Source organism: Novosphingobium sp. 11B (assembly GCF_054589055.1).
Genome location: NZ_BAAILP010000299.1, coordinates 13,686 through 28,178, shown reverse-complemented (window position 1 = coordinate 28,178; position 14,493 = coordinate 13,686). Strand labels below are relative to the sequence as shown.

General features: G+C 67.1%; 10 protein-coding genes. 7 read left to right on the top strand and 3 right to left on the bottom strand.

Translation table 11 applies throughout. The features are described from left to right. Positions 1–152: 152 nt before the first annotated feature. The 5 genes from ACYPYD_RS25895 (at position 153) to ACYPYD_RS25875 (ending at position 5,848) form a co-directional block, all read left to right on the top strand. A complete protein-coding gene (locus ACYPYD_RS25895; protein WP_459666452.1) occupies positions 153–854 on the top strand; it encodes a carboxymuconolactone decarboxylase family protein in 702 nt (233 codons plus the stop codon). A 4-nt stretch (positions 855–858) separates the two neighbouring features. Next, on the top strand, positions 859–1,734 hold the full coding sequence (locus ACYPYD_RS25890) for an SMP-30/gluconolactonase/LRE family protein (protein ID WP_459666449.1): 876 nt from the start codon (positions 859–861) through the stop codon (positions 1,732–1,734). A gap of 66 nt (positions 1,735–1,800) precedes the next feature. Continuing rightward, the gene (locus ACYPYD_RS25885) at positions 1,801–2,976 is read left to right on the top strand and encodes an acyl-CoA dehydrogenase family protein (RefSeq protein ID WP_459666446.1); all 1,176 of its coding nucleotides are present in this window, start codon (positions 1,801–1,803) and stop codon (positions 2,974–2,976) included. 7 nt (positions 2,977–2,983) lie between these two features. After that, complete coding sequence (locus tag ACYPYD_RS25880; RefSeq protein ID WP_459666444.1) at positions 2,984–4,078, top strand: acyl-CoA dehydrogenase family protein; 1,095 nt, start codon at positions 2,984–2,986, stop codon at positions 4,076–4,078. Positions 4,079–4,204: 126 nt separating this feature from the next. Next, the gene (locus tag ACYPYD_RS25875) at positions 4,205–5,848 is read left to right on the top strand and encodes a flavin-containing monooxygenase (RefSeq protein ID WP_459666441.1); all 1,644 of its coding nucleotides are present in this window, start codon (positions 4,205–4,207) and stop codon (positions 5,846–5,848) included. Between the two features lie 350 nt (positions 5,849–6,198). Here the strand turns inward: ACYPYD_RS25875 and ACYPYD_RS25870 are convergent, their stop codons facing one another. The 3 genes from ACYPYD_RS25870 to ACYPYD_RS25860 all read right to left on the bottom strand — a co-directional run bounded on the left by ACYPYD_RS25870 (position 6,199) and on the right by ACYPYD_RS25860 (position 10,333). Beyond that, positions 6,199–6,486 carry a hypothetical protein gene (locus ACYPYD_RS25870; RefSeq protein ID WP_459666440.1) on the bottom strand — a complete coding sequence of 96 codons (288 nt, stop codon included), beginning with the start codon at positions 6,484–6,486 and terminating at the stop codon, positions 6,199–6,201. A 165-nt stretch (positions 6,487–6,651) separates the two neighbouring features. Further along, complete coding sequence (locus ACYPYD_RS25865; protein WP_459666439.1) at positions 6,652–8,085, bottom strand: DUF1254 domain-containing protein; 1,434 nt, start codon at positions 8,083–8,085, stop codon at positions 6,652–6,654. A gap of 76 nt (positions 8,086–8,161) precedes the next feature. After that, positions 8,162–10,333, bottom strand: a complete 2,172-nt coding sequence (locus ACYPYD_RS25860) for a TonB-dependent receptor (protein WP_459666524.1) — start codon at positions 10,331–10,333, stop codon at positions 8,162–8,164. A 360-nt stretch (positions 10,334–10,693) separates the two neighbouring features. Here ACYPYD_RS25860 and ACYPYD_RS25855 point away from each other — a divergent pair, with 360 nt between their 5' ends. Both ACYPYD_RS25855 and ACYPYD_RS25850 read left to right on the top strand, forming a co-directional pair. Next, positions 10,694–12,829 (top strand): acetate--CoA ligase family protein, encoded by a 2,136-nt coding sequence (locus tag ACYPYD_RS25855; RefSeq protein ID WP_459666437.1) that lies wholly within the window; start codon positions 10,694–10,696, stop codon positions 12,827–12,829. After that, the coding region (locus ACYPYD_RS25850) for an acyl-CoA dehydrogenase (protein WP_459666434.1) at positions 12,826–14,493 on the top strand (1,668 nt) is incomplete at its 3' end. The genes ACYPYD_RS25855 and ACYPYD_RS25850, both read left to right, overlap by 4 nt.

Genomic DNA, 14,493 nt, shown 5'->3' with positions numbered 1-14,493 from the left:
CTTGAGACTGCTCTGGATTGCTTCGCTCCGCTCGCAATGACGAGGATAGGTGGCTAATCACGCTGATGATTTTCGCGCCCGGTTCCGCGCGGAGATCGACAGCGCGAAGCGCGGCGCGCTCATCCTCTCCGTTCGTGGAGAGAGGATGAGCCGTGAAAACCGAAGCGGAAAAGCAGGCATTCAAGCGCGCCTATATCGAGGCGCGCGGGTACTGGGTGGAATTCAACGACGGGCTGCTGGAATATAGCCCCGAGTGGCTGGAAGCCTACCTCGCCTATTCCTCCGCGCCTGCGCGCACCGGCCCGCTTTCGGCGCGGATCCGCGAGTTGATCTACGTCGCCGTCGACGGCTCCACCACGCATCTGTTTGCGGCCGGGCTGGAGGTGCATATCCGTATCGCGCTGGACGCGGGGTGCACCCCCGCCGAACTGGTCGAGGTGCTGCAGATCGCGACGCTGCAGGGGCTCGACAGCGTAGCCTTGGGCATGGACGTGCTGGCGCAGGAACTGGCGGCGCGCGGGACGCCGCTCGCCGGACCGCAGGACTGGCTCTCGGCCGCCGCGCGCGTCTCGCCAGAATGGGCCTCGGCGCTGGCCCAGCTTCAGGCGACGGCGGACCGGACCTCGCGTCTTACCCCTTGCGAGCGCGCGCTGATCCGGCTGGCGCTGGCGGCCTCGCCGACCCATCTCAACGAAAGTGCGGTGCGCGTCGAAGTGCGCAGCGCACTGGATGCCGGGGTCTCGGCGGAGGAGATCGCGCAAGTGTTCCAGCTGGTCGCGCACCTTGGCCTCCATGCCTGCACCGACGGCATCCCCGCCGTCATGCGGGCCGTTGCCGAGCGACAGGGGGCCTGACGCGATGGACATCTCCTTCTTCACCGACGTCGCCAACGACCTCGGCGAAAGCCCGGTGTGGGACGCGTGGCGCGGCTGGCTGTGGTGGGTGGATATCCGCCGCAGCCGCGTCATGGCCGCCGACGCCGGCGGCCGGGTGCAGCGCGACTGGACGTTCGGCAGCGCGGTTGGCTCGATCGGGCTTGCGGACAGGGGCCTCGTCGCCGCCTTCGTCGATTACTTCGCGCTGATTGACGCGGAGGGCGCGGTGCGGCCGCTGGCCCGCCCGCCGATCGGCATCGGAGCGATCCGCTTTAACGACGGCAAGGCCGACCGGCAGGGGCGCTTTTTCTCGGGTACGATGCAGCACGGCGGGCAGGAGGAGGCGCTGGCCAGCGTCTGGCGGCTCGATGCAGACGGCAGGGCTACACAAGTCGAAGCCGGGATGAAGCTGACGAACGCGATCTGTTTCTCGCCGTGCGGCAACTGGCTCTATCTGGCCGACACCCTCGAAGGCATGATCCGCCGCTACCCTTACGACCCGCAGACCGGGGCGCTGGGCGCGCGCGAGGACTTCTTCGACTGTACCGCGATTGGCGCTCCCGACGGCGCTACCGTGGATGCCGAGGGCCGCCTGTGGGTGGCGCTGGTGACGACGCAGCGGATCGGCTGCATCTCGCCGCAGGGCGAATTGCTGCGCAGCATCGACGTGCCGGTGCCCTATCCATCCTGCCCCGCCTTCGGGGGCGAGGACATGGCGACGCTCTACGTCACCACCATCGCCGATTCCGGCCACAAGCTGAAGTCCGATCACCCTGACGCCGGCCGCATGCTGGCGATCACCGGCCTCGACGCGCGCGGGATTGCCGAGGCGATTTGCGTTCCGGACAATCACACTTGAAATTAGCGGGGCCGCAAGCGCCCTCGGGCTGGAACTGAGCGGGGTCCGCAAGGCAGTCAGCTGCCCATGGACCTCGATTTCACCCCCGCCGAACTGGCCTTCCGCGACGAGGTGCGCGCCTTCTTCGCGAAGACCGTGCCCGCCGAATGGCTCACCCGCGTGCGCGCCGGGCTCCGGCTCGAACCGGCCGAACTGATCGCCTACCAGAAGGCGCTCGCCGCCAAGGGCTGGGGCGCGCCGACCTGGCCCGTCGAGTACGGAGGCCCCGGCTGGACCCCGGCGCAGAACTACATCTTCGAGAGCGAATCCGCCCGCGCCGGAGCACCGATCCAGTTCCACCAGGGCCTCGAACTGATCGGCCCGATCATCTTCACGTACGGTTCGCAGGAGCTGAAGGACCGCTACCTGCCCGGCATCATCAATGCCGACGACTGGTGGTGCCAGGGCTATTCGGAGCCGGGCGCGGGGTCCGACCTCGCCTCGCTGCGCACCACGGCGGTGCGCGACGGCGACCACTACGTCCTCAACGGGCAGAAGATGTGGACCAGCTACGCACAGGTTGCCAGCCACATGTTCGTCCTCGCCCGCACGTCGCAGGAGCCCAAGCGCCAGCAGGGCATCTCGCTGCTGCTGGTGGACATGAAGACGCCCGGCATCGCGATCCGCAAGATCGAGACGATGGACGAGAAGTACACCACCAACGAAGTCTTCCTCGACGACGTGCGGGTGCCGGCGGGGAACCTCGTCGGCACCGAGGGCAAGGGCTGGGAATACGGCAAGGTGCTGCTCGACCGCGAGCGCATGGTCTGCTCGGCCACCGCGATCCACCTGCCGCAAGTGCTCGACGGCGTGCGCGATGCCGCGCGCGCCCGCAAGATCGGCGGCGTGCCGCTGATCGAGACGCCCGCCTTCGCCGCGCAGCTCGCGCAGCTGGAGATCGAGGCGATGGCGCTGGAAACCATGGTGCTGCGCCTGCTCGCCGACCTCGCCTCGGGGGCGGATTCCGGCCCGCGCGGCTCGATGGTCAAGCTGCGCTGGTCGGACCTCTACCAGCGTGCCACCGCGCTGTGGATGGACGCGCTCGGCCCCGAGGCGTCGCATTTCCGGGCGCTTGAAGGAGAAGGCCCCACCGACATGCCCTACGGCATGCAGGGCGCCCTCTATTCGCGCGTCACCTCGATCTACGGCGGATCGAGCGAGATCCAGCACAACATCATCGCCCGCCGCGCGTTGGGTCTGTGAGGCTGCCATGAACTTCGAATATTCCGACGAACAGCGCATGCTGGCCGACAGCGCCAACCGCCTCGGCGCGGACTTGTGGCCCTCCAGCGACCGGCTCAAGCTGCTGGAGCGCTTCGACGACCTGACCGCGCGCACGTCTGCACAAATGGCTGAACTCGGCTGGCTGATGCTGCGGATCGCCGAGGACGACGGCGGCCTCGGCGGCTCAGCGGTGGATGTCATGGCGATCATGGAGGGCGTCGGCCGCCACCTGATCCCGACCTCCTACGTCGCTAATGCGGTGCTCGTCCCCGCGCTGGTGAGCGGCGATCCCGCCGCCGCCGACCTGCTCGCCGCCATCGGCGAGGGCAGCGCGAAGGCGGCCGCGGGCCTGCTCGAACCTGATGGCGGCTACGACCTCGGCTGGGTCGAGTGTGCCGCGACCGGCAACGGCGCCGACTGGACCCTGACGGGCGAGAAGCTGCACGTCGAGGACGGCGCCGACGCCGACTGGTTCGTCGTCACCGCGAAGACCGATGCGGGCATCGGCCTGTTCCTCGTGCGCGCCGATGCGCCGGGCCTCACCGTCTCGCGCTTCCGCGCCATCGACCAGCACCGCCATGCCCGCCTGAAGCTGGACGGCGTCACCGCCGTGTTGATCGGCGAGGCGGGCGCGGCGCTCCCGAAGGTGGAACTCGCGGTCGACAAGGCGATCTGCGCGCATCTGGCCGAGGCGGTCGGATCGATGGAAGCGGCGCTTGCGGCCACGCTCGAATACCTGCGCACCCGCAAGCAGTTCGGCGTGGCGATCGGCAGCTTCCAGTCGCTGCAGCACCGCGCCGTGGACATGGGAATCGCGCTGGAGGAGGCGCGCTCGATGTCCTACCGCGCCACGCTCAGCCTGGGCCTTCCCGCAGCGGAGCGCCGCCGCGTGGTCTCGGCCGCCAAGGCGCGGGTGGGGCAATGCGGGCTCTATGTCGGGCGGCAGGCGGTGCAGTTGCATGGCGGCGTCGGTTTCTCGGACGAGCTTATCATCAGCCACCACCTCAAGCGGCAGATGATGCTCGACTGCGCCTACGGCTCTGCGGAGCACCACGTCGCCCGCTTCGTCGCGGCGGCATGAAGGCGCTCTCACGAATGTGATTTTGGGTCCGCAGGGGCCCCAACGGTCGGTCCACCGCAGCCCCTTGCGGCATAGTCGGTGGCTCGAGCCTCCCCCAAAAGTTGATGCCAGGAGATGATGGGCGAAATGGTTGAAGTTGCTAACAAGGGCATCGACGGCACGTACGATGCGGTCGTCGTCGGCGCGGGCATCGGCGGTCTCTACGCCGTGTACAAGCTGCGTGAGATGGGCCTCTCGGTGCTCGGCATCGAGGCGGGCGACAATGTCGGCGGCGTCTGGTATTGGAACCGCTATCCCGGCGCGCGCTGCGATCTGCTGACGATCGACTACTGCTACACCTTCTCGCCCGAAGTCGATGCCGAGTGGTCGTGGTCCGAGCAGTTCGCGGCCCAGCCCGAGATCCTCGAATACATCAACTTCGTCGCCGACCGCCACGAACTGCGCAAGGACTACCTGTTCGACACCCGCGTGAGCCGGGCCGAATACGACGAGGCGCGGCAGGTCTGGACCTTCGGGACCGAGACCGGCAAGACTTTCGAGGCGACCTATGCCGTCATGGCCACCGGCCCGCTCTCGGTGCCCAAGCGCCCCGACTTCGAGGACTTCGACAGCTTCAAGGGCGAACTCTACTATTCCGGCCGCTGGCCCAAGGAGCCGGTAAGCTACGAGGGCAAGCGCGTGGGCGTGGTGGGCGTCGGCTCCACCGGCATCCAGATCATCCCGGTGGTGGCGCAGGAGGCGAAGGAGCTTTTCGTGTTCCAGCGCACCCCCAGCTTCACCATGCCGATGCGCAACCACAAGCACTCGGACGAGTACACCGCCGAGATCAAGCGCAACCTGCCCGCGATGCGCGTGGCGGCGAAGAACAGCCCGCTCGGCGGCGTGCGCCCGGCGACCACGCGCCCCTATTTCAGCCTGCCGCCCGAGCAGCGCGTGAAGATCATGGAATCGGCGTGGCAGAACGGCGGCCACACGTTCCTCGGCTCGTTCTCCGACCTCATGCAGAACGAGGAGGCCAACGAGCAGGTCGCCGAATTCGTGCGCGGCAAGATCAGCGAAGTGGTCAAGGATCCCGCGACCGCCGAGACGCTGAAGCCGCGCAGCTACCCGATCTTCGCGCGCCGCGCCTGCCTGGATACCAACTACTACGAGACCTACAACGAAGAGCACGTCAGCCTCGTCGACTGCTTCAGGGAGCCGATCGTCGGCCTGACCGAGAAGGGCGTGCGCACCGCAAGCCGCGAGATCGAACTGGACATGCTGATCCTCGCCACCGGCTATGACGGCCTCACCGGCGCGCTGATGGCGTTCGACGTGGTGGGCCGGGATGGCAAGACGATCAACGAGGAATGGAAGGGCGGCGCGCACTCCTACCTCGGCCTGATGATGAAGGACTTCCCCAACCTGTTCATCGTCTGCGGCCCTAACGGCCCCTCGGCGCTGGCGAACATCTTCACCATCAACGAGCAGAACGTGAACTGGCTGGCCGGCGCGATCGAGCATATGCGCAGGTCTGGCCTGACCGCGATGGAACCCACCGCCGAGGCCGAGCACGAGTGGATGGAGTACGTCCACGAACTCTCGCTCAACACCTTGGTCCGCAAGGCGAACACCTGGTACACCGGCGCCAACGTGGCGGGCAAGGCACGCGGGCTGACGATGTACACCGGCGGCTTCAAGGCCTACCGCGAGACTTGCCAGGAGGCCGCCGACGACAACTGGCGCGGTATGGTCTTCGAGAAGACCGGGGTGCCCGAAACGGTGGCCTGACCCTTCGCTTTTTTCGGAATGATGCTGCCGGCCCGGCTCCCGATGGGGAGGCGGGCCGGTGGTCGTTTCGGGCCTTGCAAGGTGACGCAGGTTTACACGGTTTACACGGTCCAGGGGGCAAATGTGTCACCTTGCGCCGGAAAGTGTCACCTTAGGGGCGCAAGGTGACACAATTTGCGGGGGATGTGTCACCTTGTGGGGGGGAAGTGTTACCTTGCGGTGTAACCTTGTGCGGTTCGGGCGGTCGGATGGGCATGGGGCTCAGTTTATGGGAGGGCACCGGATGTAGGAAACCGGACTTTTTGAAAGCGCCCCTTAAAAGCCAGAGTGACTCAGGTAGCGAAACAAGCCTATCCGTCGCCTTGCAAATCTCCTTTCGGTGGAAATTCTTCGTTGCCTCGGAGTGTTTCGATTAAATCCTCTGGCATGTAGACTGTGTAACCCGCCTCTTTAAACCCGCAGGTCGTTCTCAAATCGTCGATGACCCCTTCGACAATTTCTAATGCCTTCCGCAATTGCTGCGCCATTCGTTCTGGAAGTGGAATGTCATCAGTCAAATGACTGATAACTTCGACTCGAAACGAGCGAAGCACATTCCAAAGATTATCGAGGTCGGAAGGAAGTTCTTGTTCAGCCATTAGCAAGCGATACCGCCGTCTATGTCCTGTTTCCACCCAAAGTTGCTCTCAAACCCCGCTCAGCCTGAGCTTGTCGAAGGCCCCGAGGCGTGGCGCGAGGTTCCCTATGCTTCGACAAGCTCAGCATGAGCGGTGTGGGATGATGACAGCGCGGCTAGCCAACCCCTACCGCACCGGCTGTAGCTTGCGGATCGGCGCGGGGGTCCATGTGCCGTCCAGCAGCGCCTTATCCGGCCCCTGCGAGCGGATCGCCAGCACGAAAGGCGCGGCCGAGACCGGGAGCCAGTTCGCCGCCGCAACCCCCTTGGGCCGCACCGCCGAGAGTACCGCGCGCAAGCGTCCGCTGCCCTCGCGCTTCAGGCCGGGGGTGCGATCGTTGATGATGTACTTCGCCGCCGTATTGGGGATCAGTTCGCGGTTCTCGCGCAAGTAGGGTGTGTAGGACCTGTAGTACTTCGCAGGCGGAGGGGTCTGCACCAGTTCGTACGTGTATTTGCTGCCGTCGAGCGGATCGCCATCGGCATCGACATAGGTGACGAAGGCGTAGTTCTCGGTCGGCACGTTGGCGCCGGTCGCGATCATCAGGCCGGTGCGTTCGAGGTAGTTCCACCCCATCCGCCCGGCATCGTAAGGCGAGCGCCAGTGATCGAGGTGCAGCCCGGCCTGCGTCACGGAATCGGCGATCACCTTCATCGCGTCGGCATGGCCGGTCTCCAGCCCCCGGCGGATGGCGGGATCGGCGAGTGCGGCGTCGAGCGATTTTGGCTCCGCCAGACCGATGCCGTGCCAGCGATAGACCAGCGCATCCTCCGAACGCGGGTGCCCGTTGGCGCGCAGGATGAAGTCGAGCATGCGGAAATAGCCGAAGGCGCTGCGGTCGGCCGCGTCCGGGAACTGCGGGGCAGGGCCGTCGTGCGCAGCGGTGGGCGTGAGCTTGAAGGCGTCCTGCAGCTTCGCCACGCGCCTGGCGTCGGCGGCATCGTTGGCCTTGATGCGCAGGAGCACCCAGACGTAGGGCGTCGTCACCCGGAACAGGGTGGTGCCGGGCGGAACATCACCCCGCCAGTCGGTGGTGGCGATCAGATAGGTGCCGCCGCCGTTGCCCTGGATGCGGGTCGAGATGTTCGAGGCATTACCGTAAGCGTCGAGCAGGTTGAACGCGAAGTAGCGGCCCGCGTCCATCGGCGGCACCGTCACCCGCACCGGCCCGGCGGTGAGGTCCAGCCAGGCGTTGGAATAGAGCGTGTCGACGTTGGGCGTCTTGAATGCCTTATAGCCGGGATAGGCGAGGCGGCGTTCGTGGTGGAAGCGGTTGAAGCCGGTGTAGTCGGGGTCTTTCGCGTCCACACCTTGCGCGTACATCTGCCAGTACTGCGCCACGGCCAGCCCGCCGTAGACGGCTGCGTCTAGACCCAGCGCATGCGCCCATGTCTCGCGCTCGGCGGGGGAGGCGGGCAGGACGTCGGGCAGCTGGTTCCACTGGAACTGGTCGGCGGAGTCGGGGTCGTAGGAGGGGCGCGAAGGCAGCGAAGCCTCCCGCCCCGGCGCGGCGGCCGTCAGGAGGAGGGCGCACAGCGGCAGGGTCAGGAGGCTTCGCATAGTGTCTCCGGGTATTCAAAATCCGGCCGGCGGGCAGTTGGTGGGTGGAAGCCCGCCGGCCTTGGCGTCGTCGGCCTCAGAACTTGGCCGAGACCTCCACGCCGTAAACGCGGCCCTTGTTGAGCGGCGAGAAGGTGGAGCCGCTGAAGAACGCCAGCGGGGCCTCGGCGCCGAAGGTGGCCTCGTTCAGCAGGTTGGTGCCGTAGAACGAGATCGAGTAGTTGTCGTAGCGCACCGCGATGTTGGCATCGACCATGGTGGCCGCGCGCATCAGGCCGGTGTTGGCGTCGTTGTACCAGTCGGCGTCGCGGTAGTTCGCGGCGACGCGGGCATCGAGGCCGAAGTCGCCGAAGTTACCGGTCCAGGCGATCGAGCCGCCGTAGCTCCAGGGCGACAGGCGCGGCAGCTTCAGGTTGTAGTCGGTGTCGTTGATGACGCCGTCGTTGTTGAGGTCGTAGAACACGTCGGTGTACTTGCCCTCGGTATAGCCGAACTGGCCCGCCAGGGTGAAGCCGGCGCCGGGCTTCAGCGTCAGTTCGCCTTCCAGGCCGCGGATGCGCGCGTCGGCCGAGTTGGTGATGATCTGCGCGGTGCCCACGCCCACGACGGGGATTTGGATCTCGCGCTGGACGTTGTCGATGGTGTTCCAGAACGCCGCGAGGTTGATGCGGGCGATGCCGAAGAGATCCTTCTTCACGCCGATTTCATAGGAGTTCTGGACTTCGTCGTTGAACGGGCCGGGATCGACCTGGGTATAGACGTTGCGGAAGTTGTAGCCACCCGAGCGGAAGCCCTTCGACCAGAAGCCGTAGACCTGCGTTTCGGGATCGGGCTGCCACTGCATGCCGACGCGCGGGGTCAGACCCTTCCAGGTATGCTTGTCGTTGAAGGTGTAGTTGCAGGTCTGCGCCTCGTAGTCGCAGCCCGTCGCGGTCAGGTTGGCGACCTTCACCGCCTTGGTCTCGGTGGTGTAGCGCGCGCCCAGGTTCAGCGTCAGCGTATCGGTGAAGTGCCAGTCGGCCGAACCGAAGATGCCGTAGGTATCCTGGTTCTGGATGCCGCCGCCCGCTAGGGTACGGGTGCCGTTCGCCAGCTTGCGCTGCTCCTTGTAGTCGATGCGCTGCGTGAAATAGTACAGGCCGGTGGTCACGTCGACCTTGCCGAAGGTGCCGGCCCAGCGCAGTTCCTCGCTCATCTGTTTCTGGTGCGTGGTGTTGCCCGAGTGGAAAGCATAGGACGGCGAGGCGTCGATGTCGTTGAATACGCGGGCATTGTATTCGCGGTAGGCCATGATGTTGGTGATCTTGCCGTCACCGAATGCGGTATCGATGTTGGTTTCGTTGGACCCGAAGTGCCAGTAGTTATGCGCGAAGCCTTCTTCGTCGATGTTCACCTTGAAACTGTCGCGCGGGTAGAGGCCGTGATTGCTCGCCACCGCGCCGTCGCCGTCGTACTTGCCGTATTCGTAGCGGAACACGGACTCGAACCCGTCGATCGGCGTGAAGCGCAGAGCCGGGCGCACGATGAAGGTGCGGTTCTTGCCGAGGTCGTCGTTGCCGTTGTACTCGTTGTGGTAGTAGCCGGTGTCCTTGTCGTAGTAGACCGCCAGCTTGGCCGAGATCTTGTCCTGCACGATCGGGCCTGTCACGGTGCCGCTGATCTTGTATTCGGGGCCGGAAGAGACCGAGGCGCGCACATCGGCCGAGAAGGTGTCCTTGGGCGTGGTGGTGCGGATCACCATCGCGCCTCCGGTCACGTTGCGGCCGAACAGCAGGCCCTGCGGACCGCGCAGCACTTCGAGGCCCTCGATGTCGAAGTTGCCGAACACGACACCGGCGCTGACGCCGAGGTACACGCCGTCGACGAAGACGCCCACGGTCGGGTCGATCGAGGGGATCGAGGAGTTGATGCCGAGGCCGCGGATCGAGAAGTTGGCATAGCCCGGCGTCGTGCCGACCGCGTTCAACTGCACGTTGGGCATGTTGTAGCTGAGCGACTGAAGCGTGGTGAAGTGCTGCTCTTCAAGCTGCGCGGCGCCGAACGCGGTGACCGCGAAGGGCACGTCCTGCACGTTGGAAGCCTGGCCGCGCTTGGTGGCGGTGACGACGATGGTGTCGAGGGCGCCAGAGTCATTGGCCGAAGAAGAGGCGCTGTCGGCGGCGGCATCCTGCGCCATGGCGGCAGGTGCGATGGCGAACGCCAGCCCCGCGCTGGTAGCGAGCAGGCCGCACTTGATCATCGAGGGCATCTTCACTCTTCTTCTCCCACAAACCTGGGCGCTCACTCGCGCCTTGTTATCTGGCCCCGGCGCGATGCGCCTTGTTCTCTCACGTCACGGCGTGCAAGCGGCAGATGCTGCGCAACATGCTTCGTGACGGGACACTCAAGTCCGCGCTCGGGGCGTTTCATTCAATCGCAGGGCGGGTCCGGAGGGGAATATCACAAGGCTGATATCCCGGGCGGGGTGGCGGGCGCGTCCGCTTATCACGGATGGGATGGCGGCATATCGCGGATGTGAAATGCGCGGGGGTGTCCGGCCCGACGATACCGGCGCGCAATGCCCCGTGACAAGGCTTCGCCTCGAACGAATGTGAGAGGAAAAGCCGACGTGACGACCTGCGAAGACATCCGGCCCGGAGCGCAAACGGCAACCGGCAGCCTCGATGCGCTGTTCGCGCCGCGCTCGATCGCGCTGGTCGGCGCCTCGGACGATGCCGCGCGGATCGGCGGGCGCCCGCTGCGCTACTTGCGCGCCAGCGGCTATCAGGGCCGCGTCTATCCGGTGAACCCGAAGCGCGAGACGGTGCAGGGCGAGCAGGCCTGGCCCTCAATCGCCGCGCTGCCCGAAGTGCCCGACCTCGCGCTCCTCGCCGTGCCCGCCGCCGCCACCCGCGCGGCGCTGGAGGACTGTGTCGCCAAGGGCGTGAAGGCCGCGATCATCTTCGCCGCCGGGTTCGCCGAGATGGGCGAGGAAGGCCGCGAGGAACAGGCGCGCATCGTCGCCATCGCCCGCGCCGGAGGGCTGCGCCTGCTCGGCCCCAACTGCCTCGGCGCGGCGGACAGTTCGATCGGCTACTACGGCACTTTCTCGGTCATGCTCGACGACGGCTTCCTCGAACCCGGCCCGGTGGCGATCGTCTCGCAGAGCGGCGCCTACGGCTCGCACATCGCGCAGCTGGCCCGGGGTCGCGGCCTCGGCATCCGTCACTGGATCACCACCGGCAACGAATGCGACGTCGACATGGCCGAGGCGCTGCGCTGGGTGATCGACCGCGAAGGCGTGAAGGTCGTCATGGCCTATGCCGAGGGCGTGCGGAACCGCGCGGTGTTCTTCGAGGCGCTCGACCTTGCCCGCCGGCGCGGCATCGCGGTGGTACTGCTCAAGGTCGGCCGCTCGGAAGTGGGCGCGCATGCCGTGGGCAGCCATACCGCCGCGCTGGCAGGCTCCGACGGCGTGTTCGATGCAATCTGCCGCCAGTTTGGCGTCCACCGCGCGCGCAGCACGGCGGAACAGCTCGACATCGCCTACGCCGCCGCCCGTGCGGGCCTGCCGAGCGGCAACAAGCTGGGCATCTTCTCCATGTCGGGCGGCCTCGGCATCCAGATGGCCGACGACGGCGACGAGGCCGGGCTTGCCGTCACTCCAATGCCCGTCGAGGCGCAGGCGGAACTGAAGGCGCTGCTGCCTTACGCCTCGCCGGTGAACCCGATCGACGCGACCGCGCAGGCGATGACCGACCTGCCGCTGATGACGCGCTACATCCAGGTCGTGCTGGAGCAGGGCGGCTACGACATCTTCGTCGCGATCCTGGGCACCACGCCCGCGCTGCCCAGCTATTCCGCACGGCTGGCCGAGGCGCTGGAAGCGGCAGGGCCGGGCGGCGAGGGCCTGATTCGCGCCGTCACCATGAGCGCCCCGCCCGAAGTCGTGCGCGCCTACGAGGAACGCGGCTTCCTCGTGTTCGAGGACAGCGTGGCGCTCACCCGCGCGCTCGGCGCGGTGGCGCGCTTTGCCGAGAGCTTCGGGGCCGCGCGCATCGAACGCCCGGCGCTGCCCGCCTTGCCTGCCCCGCTGACCGCGACCGGCACGCTCAGCGAGCGCGCCGCCAAGCAGGTGCTGGCCGAGGCCGGGATGCCGTTCCCCGACGAGCGCCTTGCCGCCACGCCCGACGAGGCAGCGGCAGCGGCCGACGCGATCGGCTATCCGGTGGTGGTCAAGATCTGCTCGCCCGATATCGCCCACAAGACCGAAGTGGGCGGCGTCGTGGTGGGCCTCAAGGACGCCGCCGCTGTGCGCAAGGCAAGCGCGCTGGTGCTCGAACGCGCCCGCGCCGCGATGCCGGGTGCCATGATCGAAGGCGTGCTGATCGCGCCGATGATTGCGGGCGGGGTCGAGGTGATCGCGGGCGTCAGCGTCGATGCGACGCTCGGCCCGGTGGTGATGTTCGGCCTCGGCGGCGTGCTGGTGGAAGTGCTGAAGGACGTGACCTTCCGCGCCGTGCCCTTCGACGCCGAGGAAGCACGCCGCATGATCGCCGAGACCACGGCGGGCAAAGTGCTGCAGGGCGTGCGCGGCGCAGCCCCCTCGGACATCGCCGCGCTGGCCGAGAGCCTTGCCGCATTGTCGCGCTTCGCTGCCGCCAACGACGGTCGCCTTGCCGGGGTCGATATCAACCCGCTCAAGGTCATGCCCGAGGGTGAAGGCGTGGTGCCGCTCGACGCGCTGGTGTTGCTGCAGCCATGACGCGCCTGCTCGACCGCGAATTCCTCGACCTGTGCCTGCACGACTGGCTCAGGGTCGAGGCGCTTGCCGAGCGCGATACGGTGGACGCGGTGCTCGACCTGTCGGAAACGCTGGCGCGCGAACGCTTCCTGACGCACTTCAAGGCGGGTGACGCACAGGAGCCGCAAGTGGGTCCGCAGGGCGTCACCGTTCACCCCGAAGTGCGCGCGGCGCTGGGCGTATATGCCGAGCTGGGCCTGTTCGGCGCGGGCTTTCCCGAGGCGCTGGGCGGGCACGGCCTGCCGTTCGTGGTCAGTTGCGCCAGCTTCGCATGGTTTGCGGCGGCGAACATCGCCACGTCCTCCTACGCGATGCTGACGGTCGCCAACGCGCGGTTGATCGCGGAGTTCGGCAGTCCGGCGCAAGTCGACGCCTTCGCGCGGCCGCAGATCACGGGCGAATGGCTGGGGACGATGTGCCTGTCCGAACCGCAAGCCGGGTCCGACCTTGGCGTCGTGCGCACCCGTGCCACGTTCGAGGGCGAGGACGATCTTGGCCGCCGTTACCGGCTGGCGGGCTCGAAGATGTGGATCTCGGGCGGCGAGCATGACGTGGGCGGCAACATCGTCCATCTCGTTCTGGCGAAAGTGGCGGGCGCGGACGGCGTGCTGCCCGAGGGCACGGCGGGCCTCTCGCTGTTCATCGTGCCGCGCGTGCTGCCCGATGGCGTGCGCAACGACGTCGCGGTGGCGGGGCTCAATCACAAGATGGGCTACCGGGCGATCCCCAATTGCCTGCTCGCGTTCGGCGAGAACGGCGGCGCCATCGGCTGGCTGGTCGGTGCGGAAGGGCAGGGCCTGCGCCAGATGTTCATGATGATGAACGAGGCGCGCATCTCGGTCGGCCTCGGTGCGGCGGCGCTGGCGTGCCGGGGCTATGGGCATGCGCTGACTTATGCGCAGGAGCGGTTGCAGGGGCGCGGAAGCGATGGCGCTTCGGTGCCGATCATCGCGCACGCCGCGGTGCGGCGCATGCTGCTGGCGCAGAAGGCGCTGGGCGAGGGCGCGCTGGCGCTGTGCCTCTACGCCGCGCGGCTGGTCGATGCCGACGATCCCGATAGCGCGGCGCTGCTGGCGCTGCTGACACCGGTGGTGAAGACCTTCTCGTCCGAGATGGGGCTGGAGGCCAATGCCATGGCGATCCAGGTCCACGGCGGCTACGGCTACACCCGCGATTTCGACGTCGAGCAGGTCTACCGCGACAATCGCCTCAACCCGATCCACGAAGGCACCACCGACATTCAGGCCATCGACCTGCTGGCCCGCAAGCTGATGAAGGGCGGCGAGGGGCTGGCGGTGCTCAAGGCGCGGATCGCGGCGACGCTGGCTGCCGCGGAAGGCTTCGCTGCGGAGACCGAAGCGCTGCGGGCGGCGTGGGCCGAGGTCGATGCCGCACTCGAAATGCTGCGCGGTTCGGAGCGGGCGCTGGAAGTGGCGACGCCTTTCCTCTTCGCGTTCGGCCATGCGGTGGTGGGCTGGATCTGGCTCGACCTCGCGCTGGCTGCGCGCGGCAAGGGCGCGCGGATCGAGGCAGGCACGGCGGCGGCACTGCGTTACTTCACCGCCTGCGAACTGCCGCGCGTAGGTGCATGGCTGCCATGCTGCACGGCCGGAGGTGAAGTGCTG